Annotated in this window: 21 protein-coding genes; 5 read left to right on the top strand and 16 right to left on the bottom strand. The window is 35.6% G+C overall.

The features are described 5' to 3' along the window. Window positions 1–99: 99 nt before the first annotated feature. From ACWV26_RS07755 to ACWV26_RS07735, 5 genes are all read right to left on the bottom strand, one after another. Window positions 100–615 (bottom strand): acyl-CoA thioesterase, encoded by a 516-nt coding sequence (locus tag ACWV26_RS07755; RefSeq protein ID WP_455897771.1) that lies wholly within the window; start codon window positions 613–615, stop codon window positions 100–102. A gap of 126 nt (window positions 616–741) precedes the next feature. Beyond that, window positions 742–1,194 carry a hypothetical protein gene (locus ACWV26_RS07750; RefSeq protein ID WP_455897770.1) on the bottom strand — a complete coding sequence of 151 codons (453 nt, stop codon included), beginning with the start codon at window positions 1,192–1,194 and terminating at the stop codon, window positions 742–744. 1 nt (window position 1,195) lies between these two features. After that, window positions 1,196–2,500: a replicative DNA helicase gene (locus ACWV26_RS07745; protein ID WP_455897769.1), complete on the bottom strand. Its 1,305-nt coding sequence runs from the start codon at window positions 2,498–2,500 to the stop codon at window positions 1,196–1,198. Window position 2,501: 1 nt separating this feature from the next. Further along, a complete protein-coding gene (locus ACWV26_RS07740; RefSeq protein WP_455897768.1) occupies window positions 2,502–3,344 on the bottom strand; it encodes a conserved phage C-terminal domain-containing protein in 843 nt (280 codons plus the stop codon). Continuing rightward, a complete protein-coding gene (locus tag ACWV26_RS07735) occupies window positions 3,310–3,621 on the bottom strand; it encodes an ORF6N domain-containing protein (RefSeq protein WP_455897767.1) in 312 nt (103 codons plus the stop codon). Before ACWV26_RS07735 ends, ACWV26_RS07740 begins: the two co-directional genes overlap by 35 nt. 215 nt (window positions 3,622–3,836) lie before the next feature. On the opposite strand from ACWV26_RS07735, the gene ACWV26_RS07730 reads away from it, so the two are divergent. Continuing rightward, window positions 3,837–4,103 carry a hypothetical protein gene (locus tag ACWV26_RS07730; RefSeq protein ID WP_455897766.1) on the top strand — a complete coding sequence of 89 codons (267 nt, stop codon included), beginning with the start codon at window positions 3,837–3,839 and terminating at the stop codon, window positions 4,101–4,103. 160 nt (window positions 4,104–4,263) lie between these two features. After that, complete coding sequence (locus ACWV26_RS07725) at window positions 4,264–4,404, top strand: hypothetical protein (RefSeq protein WP_455897765.1); 141 nt, start codon at window positions 4,264–4,266, stop codon at window positions 4,402–4,404. 204 nt (window positions 4,405–4,608) lie between these two features. On the opposite strand, the gene ACWV26_RS07720 is transcribed toward ACWV26_RS07725, so the two are convergent. The 10 genes from ACWV26_RS07720 to ACWV26_RS07675 all read right to left on the bottom strand — a co-directional run bounded on the left by ACWV26_RS07720 (window position 4,609) and on the right by ACWV26_RS07675 (window position 10,740). Then, window positions 4,609–5,169 (bottom strand): NUDIX hydrolase, encoded by a 561-nt coding sequence (locus tag ACWV26_RS07720; protein WP_455897764.1) that lies wholly within the window; start codon window positions 5,167–5,169, stop codon window positions 4,609–4,611. 136 nt (window positions 5,170–5,305) lie between these two features. Continuing rightward, window positions 5,306–6,085, bottom strand: coding sequence for a sulfite exporter TauE/SafE family protein (locus ACWV26_RS07715; protein WP_455897763.1), 780 nt, complete (start codon window positions 6,083–6,085; stop codon window positions 5,306–5,308). Window positions 6,086–6,120: 35 nt separating this feature from the next. Further along, on the bottom strand, window positions 6,121–6,348 hold the full coding sequence (locus tag ACWV26_RS07710; protein ID WP_455897762.1) for a sulfurtransferase TusA family protein: 228 nt from the start codon (window positions 6,346–6,348) through the stop codon (window positions 6,121–6,123). 35 nt (window positions 6,349–6,383) lie between these two features. Next, entirely contained in the window at window positions 6,384–7,511 is a 1,128-nt protein-coding gene (locus ACWV26_RS07705) for an MBL fold metallo-hydrolase (RefSeq protein ID WP_455897761.1), read from the bottom strand. Window positions 7,512–7,590: 79 nt separating this feature from the next. Further along, window positions 7,591–7,986 (bottom strand): DsrE/DsrF/DrsH-like family protein, encoded by a 396-nt coding sequence (locus ACWV26_RS07700; RefSeq protein ID WP_455897760.1) that lies wholly within the window; start codon window positions 7,984–7,986, stop codon window positions 7,591–7,593. A gap of 17 nt (window positions 7,987–8,003) precedes the next feature. Next, the gene (locus ACWV26_RS07695; RefSeq protein ID WP_455898203.1) at window positions 8,004–8,516 is read right to left on the bottom strand and encodes a rhodanese-like domain-containing protein; all 513 of its coding nucleotides are present in this window, start codon (window positions 8,514–8,516) and stop codon (window positions 8,004–8,006) included. Between the two features lie 99 nt (window positions 8,517–8,615). Further along, window positions 8,616–8,912 (bottom strand): rhodanese-like domain-containing protein, encoded by a 297-nt coding sequence (locus ACWV26_RS07690; protein WP_455897759.1) that lies wholly within the window; start codon window positions 8,910–8,912, stop codon window positions 8,616–8,618. 5 nt (window positions 8,913–8,917) lie between these two features. Continuing rightward, a complete protein-coding gene (locus ACWV26_RS07685; protein ID WP_455897758.1) occupies window positions 8,918–9,265 on the bottom strand; it encodes a rhodanese-like domain-containing protein in 348 nt (115 codons plus the stop codon). Window positions 9,266–9,344: 79 nt separating this feature from the next. Further along, entirely contained in the window at window positions 9,345–9,605 is a 261-nt protein-coding gene (locus ACWV26_RS07680; RefSeq protein ID WP_455897757.1) for a metal-sensitive transcriptional regulator, read from the bottom strand. A 400-nt stretch (window positions 9,606–10,005) separates the two neighbouring features. Next, window positions 10,006–10,740 (bottom strand): glucose 1-dehydrogenase, encoded by a 735-nt coding sequence (locus ACWV26_RS07675; RefSeq protein WP_455897756.1) that lies wholly within the window; start codon window positions 10,738–10,740, stop codon window positions 10,006–10,008. Between the two features lie 160 nt (window positions 10,741–10,900). Here ACWV26_RS07675 and ACWV26_RS07670 point away from each other — a divergent pair, with 160 nt between their 5' ends. Next, on the top strand, window positions 10,901–11,485 hold the full coding sequence (locus tag ACWV26_RS07670; protein ID WP_455897755.1) for a TetR/AcrR family transcriptional regulator: 585 nt from the start codon (window positions 10,901–10,903) through the stop codon (window positions 11,483–11,485). A gap of 56 nt (window positions 11,486–11,541) precedes the next feature. Here ACWV26_RS07670 and ACWV26_RS07665 read toward each other — a convergent pair whose 3' ends face one another. After that, the gene (locus ACWV26_RS07665; protein WP_455897754.1) at window positions 11,542–14,148 is read right to left on the bottom strand and encodes a cation-translocating P-type ATPase; all 2,607 of its coding nucleotides are present in this window, start codon (window positions 14,146–14,148) and stop codon (window positions 11,542–11,544) included. Window positions 14,149–14,405: 257 nt separating this feature from the next. Between ACWV26_RS07665 and ACWV26_RS07660 the strand changes: the two genes are divergently transcribed. Further along, the gene (locus tag ACWV26_RS07660) at window positions 14,406–15,671 is read left to right on the top strand and encodes a leucine-rich repeat domain-containing protein (protein WP_455897753.1); all 1,266 of its coding nucleotides are present in this window, start codon (window positions 14,406–14,408) and stop codon (window positions 15,669–15,671) included. 262 nt (window positions 15,672–15,933) lie between these two features. Then, window positions 15,934–18,708, top strand: a complete 2,775-nt coding sequence (locus tag ACWV26_RS07655; RefSeq protein WP_455897752.1) for a sensor domain-containing phosphodiesterase — start codon at window positions 15,934–15,936, stop codon at window positions 18,706–18,708. Window positions 18,709–18,736: the final 28 nt, after the last annotated feature.

Genomic DNA, 18,736 nt, shown 5'->3' with positions numbered 1-18,736 from the left:
TATTTTAAAATGAAAGCCTTAACGCAAGTTATTTAAATGAGATTACCGCTTACTAATGCATACATTACATTCAAAAAATCTTAGATCAAAATCAGCAGTTTACTGTTCCCATCTTTTTTTAGTTGAAATCACTTTTGCTAATTCTTTACTTGCTTGTCTTCTTTTCTTTCGTTCTTCCGCTCTTTTTTCGCCTGTTTCATATAAAAATTGTTCGTCTTTTGTTTCAGGCACAACTTTAGGGACGGGAGAAGGTTTTCCGTTTTCATCTAATGAAATAAAGGTTAGAAATGCGGTTGCAGCAATTCTTCTCTCCCCTGTATTTAAATCTTCTGCTACAGCCTTCACAAAAATTTCCATCGATGTCGTTCCTGTCCATGTAACAAAAGATTCCAAGCAAATCGAATCAGACGGGTTAATCGGTTGCAAAAAGTCAACAGAATCCGTTGAAGCTGTTACGACTTCTGTTCGACAATGTCTTCTTGCGGAAATCGAAGCAACAGCGTCCAGCCTTTTCATCAGTACACCACCAAATAATGTATTATGATTATTTGTTTCGTTTGGTAAAACTAAATCCGTTTGTGTCACTCTTGATTCTTTGCATGTTTTTAAGTCCATTGTTCATTTCTCCTAAAAAGTATATTTTTACGTAATTATAGCTAATTTTTACGAAAAAACAAACAAGCATCGCTTGTTTGTTTTACTCAAATTTTTCTCCCTGCTGTTCTCCTTCTAAAATACCATTCATCGCTTCAATTCCAACAAATAACATGGTAATTCAACTACTCGCTCTAGCATTTCTTTAAAGCTTTCCGTTTTACCAGTTTGTTGATCATAGACATCAAAATTTAGTAACTGTCGTTGCACATTATGGATTCTTTTGGGTCGCCATTTATATATTCTTGTATGTAGATCTACTACCTGGTTTGGTGTTTCGGCAAAATAGAAAGCATAGCAACGGGAATTTCCGTTTAACTCCACTGCATATAATTGAATTTTTTTCATTCCCAGTATGTCTTCCTCATACATTTTATAGAAATCATTCTCTTCTGACGCATTTAACTGAATTTGCATCAACTTTTCTGACCGATCCTCTATACGAATCTTCCCTCGCTCTAACACGAAATAAATAAAGTGAGCAAGATAAGCTAAATCATATTCAATGGCATCTTTTAGGAGGTTTTTGATTGATGGCATGTTATTCTCCCAATTCAACTTCTTCTAGATTACAAATTCGTCCTGTTGATTTAGAAAAATTGACTGGCACTGTACCTGTTGGGCCATTACGATTTTTGGTGACCAAGAGTTCAAGTATTTCATCATCTTGGGTGCTATTGTCAGTGTTGTCTTCTTCTACTTCATTTTCGTAATAGTCTTTTCGGTATAAAAGGATAACGATATCTGCATCTTGTTCGATATTGCCTGAGTCTCGTAAGTCGCTCATGAGTGGGCGTTTATTTGAACGATTTTCGACACTACGATTTAATTGTGAGAGACATACGACGGGACAATTAAATTCTTTGGCCATTTGCTTAAGCCCCCAACTGATTTGACCAATGGAATAGACTTGATTGTTACTTGCTTGCTCACTTGCAATAATTTGTAAATAATCAATGAAAATGAAGGGTTTTCGTTCTTTGTGTTGTTTGATGATTTTCCTTGCTTGTGCTCGCATTTGATTGACTGTTAATCCCCCTCGATCATCAATATGAATAAATGCTTTATAGACTTTGTTTAACGTATTAATCCAGTCCTTTCGTTGTTCTTCTGAAAAGTATTGAAGGGGATCACGCATTTTCATCCTGTTGATTGTGCCACAGTCTGCGATAAAACGATCGATGAGCAATTTCTTACTCATTTCAAGGGAGAAGATGATGGGTAAATATCCTGCCCATCCCGCTTCAAGTGCAAAGTGATTCATGACATCTGTTTTCCCCATTGATGGTCTACCTGCTACAATTGTCAGCTCACTTGGTCGAAAGCCATCAATCAGTTTTTCTAATTCAACGATATTGGTCGGAACAATCTGCTGTTTTGGCATCGGAATAAACGGACGGTTTTCCATTTGGATAAGATCTAGGTAAATATCCGTTTCTTGTGTAAAGAGATGTGATTGTAAGTGATCAAGAGCTTGCTGGATTCTATTGATTGGCCAATTTTCTAATTGGGCTTGATGATAGATGGAGACCTTCTCTTTTTCTCGCCAAGTAGTAATCAACATTTCACAATAGGCATCAAATTTTTCGCTATTCGCATATTTTTGCAAACTTGCTAGAAATGTTGCACCACCAGTAGACTGTACATCCATAACTTGAAGAAGCGTGATATAGTCAATTGGCTTTTTTGCTGCTGCTAGTTGAAGCATCTCTTCGAATATCAATCCATGAATCTTGCTTTGAAACATACCACTTTTAATTCCACTATCCGTAATCAAATGATTTTCTTTAAGCATCGTTCCCAAGATACATTTTTCTAATAGTTCCGCACTCATGTTTTTTGACATATTATTTCTCCCCTGCAGTAAAATCTAGCACAATTGGTTTGTATCGTTTTTTAGGCTTCATTTCGCTTTGTACTGGCTCGTTTAAGTAATTTTCAAAATTGATTGGACGAAATAATGTACTTGGTCTTAAATATTCTTGCATCTTTGGATCCTGTAGCCATTGCTTCACTTTCAGATCAATGACATACTTAAAGTCCTCAAGTCCATTTCCCTCGTTCATTCGAGCCTGAATCAATTTTTCATGCTGTACTGTTACTTTAAATTTTTTCCCTGTTTTTTCATTCAAGTATTCGATGACGCTTGCTATATTCTCTTTTTTCTTCTTTTTTTCTTTTATTAAATACTGGCTCAGATTGACACCATCAAAGAGTTCCAACTGGCACTCATCATCAGTTTCAGTAGATTCGCTGATAGTATCAATTTGAATCCCCAAGTCATCATAAAGAAGCTTGTAATTAATGCGATACCATTTCCGTTGATCATAGTTCGTATGATTAAACTTATTTGTAGAAAGAATATAGTTTGATTTTTCGAGTTTGAGAAACGTCCTTTTTATTGTTGTCAGTGACAAAAATGGCAACTGCTTGATCCAGCTTTCATACGTATGCTGATACCATGTGTAGCCATCTTTCTTAAGTGGCGACCCATTTAGACGATAGTGCAGTTGTTGAAGCACAATGGCTTCATTGATGCCAAGCTTAACGGCTAGTGTAGGTAATAAGATGAGTGGTGTATCGTTGATAATATAATTCATTTGTAAACCCCCGATTTGATTTTGTGCTAAGTAACCTAAGCTACCCGCTGATTTGCTATGGGCGATTTTTTTCATAATAGGCAAAGACATTGTGGTAATAATCTTCCCATGAATTTACATTTCGTAAGAATTTGGCCAACATAAATGCCCCCTCCTCAGTCCATACATAGAGAATACAAGCATGTTTTGCCTCGTCTAGTTCGTTCTTAATCTTCACAAGATCATCACCTGATACAATCATGAAATGTTTTCCTTCATTAAACTTACTGCGGTTGCGTTCGAAATTTCTCAATAGATTTTTTGAATCTACACCGAACCTTTCTGAAAGGCTTTTGGTTGTGAGAACAGGTAAACCGTTAATAACCATTTACATCACCTCCTCGATTATTAAATAGTCGAGAAGTTGAAAAAGAGGACAGATGAAATTAAAAAAAATAAAAAAACGCGTGAAATAAATTCGAGCGTTTGCAATGACCTTAATTAATAAAATGAAGGCTTCTTTAGTAAATTGTTAATTTGACAGGAATTCTGTACAGTTTTGTAGAAATAGGACAGGAAAATCATTCCATAAGGTGGGATTTGATGAAAAACAGTTCTGCTTATATTATCGGTAGTTCGATTATTATTAGTTTTACAATATTGGGGTTATTTCTGATGGTTGCGTTGAAAAAGGATTCCCATATTAACGTAAATAACAATGATTATCGCTATGAATTAGTCCCTGCAAACGAGAGCAATGTTATTATTTTTGATAAAAGAACTGGTGAATATTGGAATAAGTTTATGCCGGTGGGTGAAGGACCTACTGAATGGGAAAAAGGGGATTCGCCGGTGAATGTTGGGGAATGAGTTAATCTTAGAGACGGCAAAGTGTCTAGTAAAGCTAATTGATGATTAAGCTATCCATGTTTTTAATTTTAAATGTAAGTTCATCCATTTTATTACTCCTTTCCTATTTTTTCTTACAATAAACAAAGGAAATTTTTTAACAACCAAAAGGAGAAAAATAATGATAAAGACAACTGTAATAAGTGTTTGTATTTTATTTTTTGCAGGTTGTATAATTTGGGGAGATAAAATAGCAGGACAAAAATCAATGGATGAAAAATACTTATTGCCTTCAGGTTTTAACAGTCAATCAGTATATTAAACAAGCCATTACAAAACTAGGAGCTTCTAATCGAACGCACGCAATAACGATTATGTTTCGAAAGAACTTATTAAATTGAGCATAAAAATGAAAGGGGTTTCATTTGCGTAATTGTGTTTTTAGAAATATAAAAAATGACCATTTAATAAACTGTTTATTAAATGGTCATTATATTCAAAAGGTACATTTAATAATAATAAATATTTACTCAAACACCTTCAATTTATCATTCAACTTTTGATAAATAATTTTCATATAAGGTTCGCTGCTTTTTTCCACAGCTTCATCTAATGCCATCCATTCTATAGCACTATTTTCATCAGGTTTGATTTGAGTTTGTACTTTTTCATCTGCTTCGATTAAATAAGTAACGTTTAGATGGACATGTGTTGCAACCTGCTTCCCTTTTTTCACATGCCCGTCTACTCCAAGGATTTCAAGTGAGTAAATTTCTTCGGATACAGGTTTGACCTGTTGAAGTCCTGTTTCTTCGCCTGTTTCCTTTAATGCTACATGTAGAAGATCTGGATCACCATCTGCATGTCCCCCAATCCAAGACCATGATTGATAGATGTTATGATAAGCCATTAAAACTTTCGTGTGCTCTTGATTTACTATCCAAGCGGATGCTGTAAAATGAGCAAATTCATTTTTTCGTGTTAGTGTATCAGTGAATGTATCCATGTATTTTAAAATGACTTCTTGATCTTTTGCTTCTTGTTCGTTGTATGGTTGATATGTAGCGATTTGATTTCTAAGATTCAAAGGTTTCATCTCCGTTGATTTTTATTCATAACCAATTGTAGCCTTTGAATAGTACTTGGTCAAAATGCAAAATAAAACACCTATTAAATTTTTTTGAATTTAATAGGTGTTCAAAATTTTAGTATTTGCTTCTACTTTAAATAAGAATATCCAACCATACCTTCAATGCAGTCGCAAGAATTAGTACGGCTAACAATCGTTGCAACATTTTGGTGTTTAGCTTTTTACTTACATGAGCGCCGATTGGAGCAGCGATTAATCCCGCAATGATGACAATAATTGCTGGTAAATAATCGATTTGTCCTGTTGCAATTTTACCGATTGATCCGGCAATCGATGATAGAAAGGTTATGGCTAAACTTGAAGCGATGGTCATGCGAGTTGGGATGCGTAAAATGAGCAGCATAATGGGGATTAACAAGAACCCTCCACCAGCGCCAACAATCCCTGAACCAATGCCGACAACAAAGGCTAAACCAGCAGCTAATGGGCCATTAAATTTCACCTGATCAAGTGGGATTTGATCGATGTCCTTTTTAGGAATGAACATCATCATTGCTGCTAGCAGTGCTAAAATCCCATATACTAGATTAATCGATTCTTCCGACAACAGATTCGACCCAAAACTTCCTATGAATGTCCCCAAAATAATGGAAATACCCATAATGGTAATGAGTTTTTTGTTAAGTAACCCTCCATTGCGAAAAGCAAGAACCCCTGCGATTGATACAAACAACACATCTAGCGCACTAATTCCTGATACTTCATGTGCTGAGAAAGAGGCAAATCCAAGAAGTGGCGGCATATAGAGAAGTAATGGATATTTGACAATGGCTCCACCAATTCCCAGCATCCCTGAGACAAATGATCCGACAAAGCCGATTGCAACTAAGGTTAGAATATAAGCGACATCCATTTCATTTCCTTCTTTCTAACAAATACAATACGGACTTAAGCCTTCTTAATCCAAAATATGAATGTACCGTTCTCTTCTGATTGCTCGACAATCGTGTGACCGCCTGCTTTTGCCCACGCAGGGATATCTGCAAGTGCCCCTTTATCTGTGACATGTACTTCTATTACTTCACCGCTTTGAAGTGTATCGATTGCTTTTTTTGTACGAACGATTGGCATTGGACAAGCTAATCCTTTTGCGTCTACTACTTTATTTGAATTCATCTATATTCTCCATTTCATGATTTATTTTTCTCTAGTTATCTCACCGCACAACGGTTTGGACCGATTTCCATCTCAGTTTGCTCATCTACATCTGGTGAAAGTTTGCCCATATTCACTTGTCGGATTTGTTGGTACGCATTTGGTTGTGGTGGTAGATTGTCAGTAACAAGTGCACGGAATTCGGCTTCATCACTCACATTTAAGCCATGATTATCGGCAAATAAGTCACCCAAACGTCTTGCTACTGTTCCATTTTCATTTAATTCATCAATGATCATAAAATGAGCAGGTAAAACTGTTAAGTCTTCTGCTAGTTCACGATAACGTTGATATAAAGTTTCACGTAAATCGGTTACCCAGTCCTCTGCAAGACCCGCTAAGTCTGGGCGCCCAATGGAATCAATAAATAAAATATCCCCTGTCAATAAATAGTGGTGATCTATGACAAATGAGGTTGAGCCAATTGTGTGACCTGGTGAATACAATGCACCTATTTCTATTTTTGTCCCGCCCACTTGGACTATTGAGCCATCTTCTATTGGCTCATAGTTAAATACAGCTTCCTCTGCATCTTTTTTCGAAATGTAGTATTTCGCGCCTGTTGCTTGTGCAATTTTTCGTCCACCTGAAATATGGTCTGCATGTAAATGCGTGTCAAAAACGTGTTTGATGGTCACATTTTTTTCTTTAGCAAAGTTTAGGAAAACGTCGTCGAAACGCACAGCATCAATTACAGCTGCTTCTTCTCCAGAAATCACCATGTATGATAAGCAACCTTTTCCTAGGCGAACAAATTGATAGATTTCTCCACCATCTGATAAATCCCCTACTTTAATTGGTTCTAAGTACATACTCCAAGATTTCATACCACCTTCAAGATATGCGACATTAAGCCCTGCATCTGAAAGCATCTCAGCAACCATAAGTGACGATCCTTCTTTTGCACAAACCACTAATACGTCTTTGTCTATAGGAATTTTAGGCAAAATTTCTTCTACCCCATCCAATAGTTCGTAATAAGGAATGTTTAAATATTCAAATTTGTGGCCTTCAATTTTCCAATCTTCAAAAGCGTCATTGTTCCGAACATCTAGGATGAATAATTCTTGATTTTCGATGACTTTTCGCGCTACAAGACTTGCTGGCCATTTTGTTACTGTCATATTAAAGTACCCCCATAGGTATATTTTTGAGTTTTAATTTGGGAGAGCATCATTGCCCTCCCATTTTGAATTTACTATTCTAGAAAGTTAATGCTGGTGCTGCATCTTTTGCAAATTCAAGGAATGTCACAGCTCCACCAACATCAATGCCGTCAATGAAATCTTCTTTTGTAAGTCCCATAACGTCCATTGTCATTTGACAAGCGATGAATTTTACACCTAGTTCTTGTGCCATTTCTATTAATTCTGGAATACTCGGTACATTTGCTTTAGCAAAGCCCTCAGCCATAAATTCTTTACCTTCTGGCATTGGTAGTGCATGCATTGCTTGTTTGTGGATTAAGTTTAGTCCTTCAAATGTAAAGAAAATACCTACTTCTTTTTCAGAAGCTGCTGCTGCTGTTGCGATATTGAAAACTTTATAAGCATCGAAAAGACCACCGTTACTTGCGATTATTGCTACTTTGTTTGACATGTTAATTCCTCCAATTTTTAAATTAATTTTGTTGTTTTACCTTGCCAGTCTGTCATACCGGGTAAAACGTTAAATACTTTTGTATAACCTGCTTTTGTTAGCTTTTGAGCTGCTAAATCACTACGTTTCCCTGAACGACAAATCACATAAATTTCTTGATTCTTATTTAATTCTTCCAATCGTTCATCTAATTCACCCATTGGAATAGACTTTGCACCATCAATATGACCAAATGCGTATTCAGCTTCTTCTCGGACATCTAAGATGAGACCGCCATTATTTGCACGTTCTTCTATTTCTGAAAGTTTAATGGTTGGTTCGTATGACTGTTCAACGACCGCTTCATCTGAACATTTTCGTATATAGTGTAGGATCACGCCATCTTCCTCGATAACACCTATATATTGATGACCAACCGTTTCAGACCAAGCGTGCAAATCCGCAATTGATCCTTTATCTGTTGCTTGAACTTCTAAAATTTGTCCATCCATTAACTGATTCATCGCCTTTTTCGTTTTGACGATTGGCATTGGACATGATAATCCTTTTGCATCTAATTGAACATCTGCTTTTATTGCCAAAATCAACACTCCTCATACCTTATAGGGTATATTTTTATTTAAAAAAATTTACTCGATGTCTCCTTTCCAAGCTAACATACCCCCTACCATATTGGTTACGTCATACCCTTGTGAAGCAAGGAAGGCAGTTGCTTGCCCACTTCGACCACCAGAACGGCATACCATCAAATAAGGTGTTTTTTTACTTAAGTCTGGTAGTTTTGCTTCCAATAAACGAAGTGGAATATTGATCATTCCTGGGATATGTCCAGCTTTTACTTCATCTACTTCACGGACATCGATTATATTTAAGACTTCACCATTTTCTAAACATTGTTGAACCTCTTGTGCTGTCATTTCTTTCATGTTTTTCATCCTCTCCAATTACTCATGCCGCCACGAACGTTTGTTACTTTTTCGTAGCCTAGTTTCTTTAATTGTTTGCACGCTTGATTACTGCGCATCCCACTTTGGCAAATAACGACAATTTCTTTGTCTTTCGGTAATTTTGAAAAATCAGATCCAAGTGGCATATTCTTAAACTGCTGTATATGGCGTCCTTTATATTCACCGGGTGTGCGTACATCGATAAACATTTTATCCTGTTCATTGAGTATATCTTTCAATTGCGCGGTAGAAATTGATTGAACACCTCTTGAAGGCATCATTCGCAAAGCGATGAAAGCTATCATCACGATGATGATGAATCCTACTGCCATATTAAAACTTCCTCTCTTATCGTATTTTTACCAATACCGGTATGGGTATATAAATATTTAAAAAATGAAGAGCCTTCAGCTATCGGCTCTTTACTAACAAGTTTACTGCTTCTTGAATGGATTCATGCACCAAGGATGAATCGCCACTCGCGTTCTGTATACATTCCGCCAAATTCTCACTAACAATCACACCGATTGCCCGATCTACTCCAGAGCGTACGGCAGAAAGTTGTGTAACGACTTCTTTACAATCCTTGCCCTCATCCATCATCCGCAATATACCTCTTAACTGTCCCTCCAGCCGTTTTAAACGATTGGTCACATTGGAATCATAATTCATCTCATACGCTCCCTTCATTATGGCAGTTGTTTTTTATTACATGCCTTATATTATACCCCTATAGGTATGCTGTCAACAGATATATGTAAAATTTTTTAGAGTATTCATCAAAAAATCATTATGCATAATAAGAAATACTTGGTTTATCAAGGATTCTGCCGCTTCTAATCGTCATAAAATTTCAGATTACCTTAAAGACATAAGTTACTTAAAACGCAAATACAATTCAAAAAAGCACAAGTAAGCCTATCAAATATGCAAATAATTCGTTCATTTTTGCAAGTAAAATTACAAAATGAGCAGATAAAGCCCTTCAATCCAAATCAAACTATGGAATTCTCTAAAAAAATAGTACAAGCCCTTCCCAGGCTTGTACTATTTTCGATATATGCAAAGTGCACTACATTGCTGTTAAACCACCATCAACGATATATTCTGACCCAGTTGAGTAGCTAGATTCGTCAGATGCTAGGTAAAGTACCATGTTTGTTACTTCTTCTGGTTGTGCTACGCGTTTAACTGGAATATGTTTTGCGAATTCTTCTACTGCTGCTTTTGTATCTTCCTGTACGACCATAGGGGTTGCTATAACACCTGGATGCACGGAATTTACGCGAATTCCATAGTTTGCACACTCAATTGCAGCTGCTTTTGTCATACCACGAACGGCGAATTTTGTATCGGTGTATCCAATTGCACCACCAACAATCCCGTTAATAGAAGAGATGTTAACAATTGAGCCGCTACCTGCTTTTTGCATAGAAGGAATGACGGTTTTCATGCCTAAAAATACGGATACTTGGTTAATATCTACAATACGGCGATATTCTTCTTCCGTTGTTTCCAAAATTGATTTTGCCATAGTAATACCTGCATTGTTTACTAGAACGTTTACAGAGCCAAATGATTTTTCTGCTTGGATAACAACATTTTTCCAATCTTCTATTTTCGTTACATTTTGTTTAACAAATAAGGCATTTTCGCCAAGTTCTTCAGCTAGTGCATGTCCTTTTTCTTCATTCAAATCCGTTAATACAACTTTTGCGCCTTCAGCGATAAACTTACGAGCATGCGCTGCCCCCATACCTTGTGCTGCACCTGTGATAATTGCAATTTTTCCTTCTAAACGAGCCATTGTGTAATTCCTCCCAGAATTAGAACCTAATTAATAGATTCCTAAACATTTAAACTACATTTGTAAATTAACAGATAAATTATATATTTGTCAATCGAAATAAAAGATGTCATAATTAATGCAATCTTTATTCAATTTTATATAAATAAGGTGATTACATATGACAAACAATGAGGATCGTCGCACTATTCGCACAAAAAATAAGTTAAAAACGGCGTTGCTCCATTTGTTAAAAGAAAAAGACCTAAAAGAATTATCTATTAAGGAAGTGACGCAATATGCAAAATGTAATCGCGTCACGTTTTATTCGCATTATCAAGATTTACAAGAATTACTTTCTTCAATATTTGATGATTATTTAAGAGATTTAATCGATTACTTTCGTAAAAGTTATCAAAATTTAGAGCGCTTTACTTCACTTGATGAACAACGTCATCTTCCGCTATTTGAATTTATCTATGAAAATCAATTTGTTTTTTCGCTCATGGTGAAAGGTGAAGTGATACCAGGTTCTCAAAATAAATTTTGTGAAAGTCTTGTCCAAGTATCAAACGCTGAACTATTACTCGGAGACAAAACTGAAATCGAAATCCCTGCCTTAAACTACTTTACAACTTATGGTAATCTTGGGTTTTTTATCTATTGGATAAAGCAGGATTGTAAAGATTCTCCAGAAGTAATGGCAAGAAAACTTTCTTATTTACAAAGTAAACTATTTACTGAAGCGATTGTTAAAAAGGATTGATTGAATCTCAAAAAAGCTAACCGATTCCTTAAATCGGTTAGCTTTATTAAAATCTATTATCTCCCTCTCACAAACAACAATTTAAACCATTGATTCACTAAAAACGGCATTAACGCTAAGCCATAGATTGTACCAAATTGAACGACACTTAGTTTGGCGACTTCAAATACACCTGAAAGTGATGGTAGCAAGAGTACTGCATGTAGACTCACAACTCCAATGATAAACGCTACCCACGTATACTTGTTTGAAAAAACGCCAATCGTGAAAATGGATTGTTTAGATCTCGAGTTAAATCCATGGATTAACCTAGAAAGACATAATGTAGTAAATGCCATCGTGCTTGCTGTCAGCGTATTACCCGTTGATAATCCCATTCTAAACGCAATAATTGTTGCAATGGCGATTAACAATCCTTCTAACACCAATTGCGTTGTGAATCGCTTATTAAGAAGTGGTTTATGGATGTTTCTAGGCTTGTCCTTCATCACTTTTTTATTTTGTGGCTCCAAACCAATAGCGATGGCTGGTAAACTATCGGTCAATAAATTGATAAAAAGTAAATGCACAGGCGCAAAAGGAACTGGTAAACCAAAGACGGTTGCATATAGTACAACGAAAATTGCGCCAGCATTTCCTGATAATAAGAAGAGGATGGCATTTTTTATATTTGTATAAAGACTTCTACCATTTGCAATCGATTTAACGATTGTCGAGAAATTATCATCAGTTAATACCATGGAAGAAGCGTCTTTTGCCACTTCCGTACCAGTGATTCCCATTGCAACTCCTATATCTGCTTGCTTTAATGCCGGCGCATCGTTTACTCCATCCCCTGTCATTGCAACAACATGTCCTTTTTCCTGCCATGCTTTGACAATCCGGAGTTTATGTTCTGGTGATACTCGGGCATAAACAGATAGATCCTCTACTTTGTCTCGTAGTTGTTCGTCTGTTAATTCTTCGATTTCATATCCTTCGATTGCTTCTGATGGATCTTGCAAAATACCAATTTGCTTGGCAATTGCTGTTGCAGTAATTTTATGATCCCCTGTAATCATCACTGGTTTGACGCCAGCACTGATACAGTTTTCAACCGCTTCCTTCGATTCTTTTCTCGGCGGGTCCATAATGGCAATTAATCCAACGAAGATCAAGTCTCGCTCGTCTCGTACATCAATGGCTTGTTGTAATCTTAATTCTTTGTAAGTAATGGCCAGTACGCGAAGACCATTTTGCGAAAAATTTCGATTGGCACTTTCAATTTTTCTTCGCTCGTCTTCTGTCATCTCAACAATGCCACTAGACGTTTCTACCTTTGCTATTTTAGGTAATAGGACGTCGAGTGCACCTTTTGTAATCATCCGATATTGATGCTCGAAACGGTTGACTGTACTCATAAGCTTTCTGTCCGAATCAAAAGGAATTTCTGCCACTCTTTTGTATTGGTCTCTTACCTGTAACTCATCAAATTGATATTCTTTTCCTAATTTCACAAGGGCCATTTCAGTGGGATCGCCAATTTCAATATGTTCACTGGCTACAGCATCATTACACAATAAGGCCATTTCCAAAAACTTTTTCTGTAGATTGTCTTCTTTCTTTAGTTGATCTATTGCCATCCCTTTTTGATCGACATAAACGTGTTGAACAGTCATCTTATTTTCCGTTAATGTCCCTGTTTTATCAGAGCAAATAACGGATACACTTCCCAAACTTTCAACCGCATACAATTTTCGTATGATGGCATTTTCCTTTGCCATTTTTTGCGTTCCAAAAGCAAGTACGATTGTCACAATGGAACTTAATGCTTCTGGAATCGCAGCAACAGCAAGGGAAACCGCAAACATAAATGATTCCACTAACTCTCGTCCACGAATTAAGTCGATTGCAAAAATCACAACACAGATCATTGTAATACCTAGTGCTAATTTTTCACCAAACTGATCAAGACTTATTTGGAGGGGGGTTTTCTTTTCTTTTGCAGTATCAAGTAAATTAGCGATTTTCCCGATTTCTGTTTCCATTCCGATTGCTGTGACGATCGCCATACCTCGTCCATTCGTCACAAAACTACCTGTGTGAACCATATTTTTCTTATCCGCTACAGTAATTTGATCATCGTAAATAGGGTCTGTATTTTTTGCAATCGATAGGGATTCTCCTGTGAGCGAACTTTCATTTATTTGCAAATTATAGCTTTCAATTAATCTTCCATCTGCACTAATATAATCGCCAGCTTCTAATAAAAGAATATCTCCCACGACAATTTCTTCTGATGGAATTTCTACTATTTTATTATTTCGCATGACTTTGGCGATTGGCGAAGTTAATGCTTTTAGATTGTCCAATGATTGTTCTGCTTTTACATGTTGAACAGTACCTAGAATAGCGTTTAAAATGATCACAATCATAATGACTATCGTACTTTCAATTTCCCCTAGTAGAAATGAAATGGCAGCTGCAACCATTAAAATAATGACGAGCAAATCTTTGAACTGACCAAAGAAAACAGCGATGGTGCTTGTCCTTTTTCCTTCTTCTAATGCATTTGGGCCATATTCTTCCTGTCTAACTTGGACATCATCATCATTTAACCCCTGATCTGTTACGTCTAATAATTCCATGACATCGACAGTTGATTGTTGATAATAATTCGACATATAATCCCCTTTCTTTTGAGATGAATACAATTTCTAAAATGGTAGGAACTTTAGTAGATATCCTAGTAACATGAAATCTTAAACTAGAGCTCTTCTACTATATTCTTTGAATTCTTTTCATATGAATCGAAAAGTAGAGAGAAGAAAAAATAGATACATAACAACAGAAAAATTTTGACGAGTAATTTTCTCATCATTTTCTCATCAAAAGATTATAGAATAGTACAGTATATTATTAGAATGAGGGGGACAACATTTTGGCAAATCACTTCAAAAAGACGTTTTGTGTCGTCATGATGTCGGGATTAATTGGGTCTACTGCTATCGTGACTTTGCCTGATTCAATTACAGCATCTGCATCAAGTGGATACACTTTAAAAAAAGGAAAATTAATTTCTACAAAAACGAAAAAAGCAGTGAAAGGATACAAAATTTATAAGTCGACATTATATAAGAATGGAACAAAATATACTGGAACTTACAAAGGGCTTTTCTATAAAAGCGGTAAGAAGTTAACTGGTGTTTATAAAGGGTTTCTGTATAAAAGTGGAAAGAAATTAACTGGTGCTTATAAAGGATTACAGTATAAAAGCGGAATTTACTTTACAGGTACAAAAAATGGAATCACCTATAAAAGCGGTAAAGTTGTTTCAGCTACAAATGTAAACAAAGTTGATAAAGCAGCGATTGTTTATATAAAAGACCAACCATTACTAAAAACATTAAACGATCTATTGGGACGAAAAAACCTAACACAAAATATAACAGTGGCTAATTTAAGAAGTTTTAAAGGTACGTTATTCTTAAATGGCGATACGGATGAAAGAGAAACATTTGGCATGTTTGATATCGAGGATATTCAACCACTTGCATTCTGTACAAATATTGACGAACTTTCAATTGCCAATAATGCAATTCATTCGGTCATCCCTCTTTCAAAATTAACCAATTTAAAAAAGTTGAATATTAGTTTCAACAATCTTCAATTTGTAGATTCTCTTGGAAATCTAACAAATTTAACAGAATTAAAAGTCGCTGGAAATACTTTAAAAACAGTTGAGTTCGTTCACAATTTGGCCAATTTACGCTTGTTAAATGCATGGGATAATAAGATTGTAGACTTAGAGGGTATCGACAATTTATCTCGATTAAACTACCTCAATCTAAACGATAATAAGATTCAAGATATTTCGAAAATTGCAGCATTAAAAAATCTGACAGAATTAAATTTGACCAATAATAAGATTAAAAACATAGAAAGCATTAGTGGCTCTACTAATTTAGTTACACTTTACTTAGGCTATAACAGCATCTTTTCAATTGACGCATTGAAATCATTAACAAAACTTCAAACACTTTATGTAAATGACAATTATCTCACTTCAATGGATGGGCTAACTTCATTGAAAAACCTTACGACATTGCATATCGAAAGAAATGAAATTCCGAAAGACGCCATACTTCCAAGATCCACTTGGCCTCAAATGAAAAAGGAAGATTATTTGAACGATACGAATAACTAAAAAAATCTCCTTTGTATGGAATAATCCAGCAAAGGAGATTTCTTTTGTTTTTATGGCCCATTTTTAAATTAATGAAGGCTTCATCAAAACAATATAACTGTTACCTGCTAAGGTTGCTCATCCAGCGCATAGTGCAATACGTTAGCTAAGAATAGCATATTAAGTATTATCTTATCTTATTTTACATACGTGGGTTTTTAGCAATTATATTACTTTTGATGTATAATCTTTCTAGATATTAAGAAAAAGGAACTGGTGCTTTATGCATAAGGAACAAGCAAAATATTCTAGGCTTTCTCAGATAACTAAATTAATCAACACCAATCTTAGTTTGTGTGAAGTGTTGGACCAGGTTACATATGCAATTGCTGAAGATATTGTTCAATGCCATTCGATTGGAATTTATTTTCCACAAAATGATGGTTCATTTAAGGGGAAAATAAAAAATCATTTGAATAATAATGAAGATGACGCAAGAATTCATATTATCCATCCTGATTCAGATTGGATTATAAAAGAAGTAGTTAAATCTAAAAAGACGCTCTATATTCCCAATACTTCATTGGAACATTGTCCTCAAACTGACACAATAAAAAAACTAAACATCCATTCACTTATAGCCCTCCCCTTCTCCTTTGATAATGAGTTATTTGGGCTTGTCTTTTTGTTTAATCATCATATAGAAATGAACTTATCAGAAAATGATATTCAAATGGTTGAAACTTATGTTGGTATGGCATCCGTTGCCATTCGAAACGCAAAAGAATTAACGTATAAAGAACATCTTATTAAAGAAAAACAGTTATTGCTGGATGCGACACGTGATTTATCATTATGCACTTCTATGCAAGACTGCATCGATCGATGTTTTTTCTATTTAGTCAAAGTTTTGGGCACGCATGATATTGGGCTTCATCTACTTGACCCCATCGCCTTTGAAAAGTTAAAACCGATGACCTTAAGCAAAGACAGTGATTTGACAGAAGAAGAATGGATTTTGAAACATCAATTAGCGAATGTGGACATTAGTAATGATGCGGTCATGCAAGAAGTGTATAAGACACATAAAGCGGTGTTTATTCCAGATGTCACAAAAGATGATCGACCTAACAAAGTTGCATGTGAGAATTTTGGCATCAACAGTCTTCTCATGATGCCTTTGATATCAATGGGAGAAAATTTAGGTCAATTTTGTATTGCAAATCTTGGAGATGAGGAAATCCATCATATAGAAAATACACTCCAGCTGGCACAGTCTATCACTGATGCAACGGCTTCAACTCTTGCCAATCTATTATTTATGGAAAAGCAAGTGGAAATCATTGAAAACAGAACATCTGAATTGTCTTTGAAAAACCAAGAACTCGAACAAGCACTAGCTGAATTACAACTCTTAAGTCGCGAAAAAGAATTAATCCTTAACTCTGCTGGTGAAGGGATTTTCGGTTTAGACCTCCATCACCAGATTACATTTTGCAATCCATCTGGTGCACAAATGCTTGGCTATGAAACGGAAGATGAGTTGATTGGACAATCCGTTTATTCTATTTTCCATGGGATTCCGGCAAATTTATCGATACAAGAGGATCACGTTGAAAAAGAATGTGAATTTTTTAGAAAAGATGATACCAGTTTTCCAGTTGAGTATGTTATTTCTTGCATCATAGAGGATAATGAAATCGTAGGCGAAGTCGTTACGTTCAAAGACATTAAGGAAAGAAAACAATTAGAAGAAAAGATTACCTATCACGCATATTACGATAGTTTAACAGGTTTGCCAAATCGGGTATTGTTAACAGAACGATTGACAGAAGGAATTATACTTGCGAAAGAAAAAAATGAAAAAATTGCCATGTTGTACTTAGATTTAGACCGTTTCAAATATATCAATGATTCCCTTGGTCATTCAATAGGTGATCACCTATTGTGCGATGTTGCTAACCGATTAAGTGAATGTGTTCCTCCTACTGCCACATTATCACGGCAAGGTGGAGACGAGTTTGCTATCTATTTACCCCAGATAAAGGATCGAATTGAAGTTTTACATATCTTGAATCGCATCACTCAAGCTTTCTCTATGCCATTTCAATTGGTAGATAATGAACTCTTTATTAAAGCAAGTATCGGCATTAGTCTATTTCCTGAACACGGTGATACGACAGAAATGTTAATCAAAAATGCGGATACAGCTATGTACAAAGCCAAGGAAGTGACAGGAAATAGTTATCATTTCTTCTCCGAGGGCATGGCAATCAAAAACTATGAAAATATCAAAATAGAAAATGCACTATACAAAGCATTGGAAAACGGTGAATTTGTTCTCTACTACCAACCTCAAATCAACTATCAAACAATGCAACTTGAGGGTGTAGAAGCTTTAGTTAGATGGATTCATCCAATAAAAGGAATAATTCCCCCAGATCAATTTATCCCGATTGCAGAAGAAACTGGTATGATCATCCCATTAGGTGAATGGGTTTTAAAAGAAGCTTGTAAACAGATGACACTCTGGCTTCGCAAAGGATATAAACTAAAAAGTATGTCTGTCAATATATCAGTCTGTCAATTTGAACAAATCAATTTATTTTCAGTAGTCAAAAATATCATAAAAGAAGTTGGGCTTGCGCCAGAGTATTTACAGCTTGAGCTGACAGAAAACCTAATTATCAAGAATACAGAGTTAACATTAAAAACGATGAAAGAACTAAATGCACTAGGAATTAAAATTGCCATTGATGATTTTGGAACTGGATACTCATCATTAGGCTATTTAAGGAATTTGCCCATTTCAACATTGAAAATCGATAAGTCATTTGTCGATGTCATGTGCCATGATGAAGGGGCAATTACAAACACCATCATCAACCTAGCTAAAAACTTGAATCTTAACGTCATTGCAGAAGGGGTAGAAACGAAGGACCAAGCAGAAGTTTTACAATCTCAAGATTGTACGTTTATGCAAGGTTATTATTTCAGTAAGCCCATCACTGCTACTGACTTTGAAGTAAAATACTTTCAGTCTACTTCACCATGTTAAAAAGAAAAAAATCCCTAACTTTCGTTAT

The organism is Rummeliibacillus sp. JY-2-4R (assembly GCF_053847205.1).
This window is presented reverse-complemented; position numbering and strand designations above follow the sequence as displayed.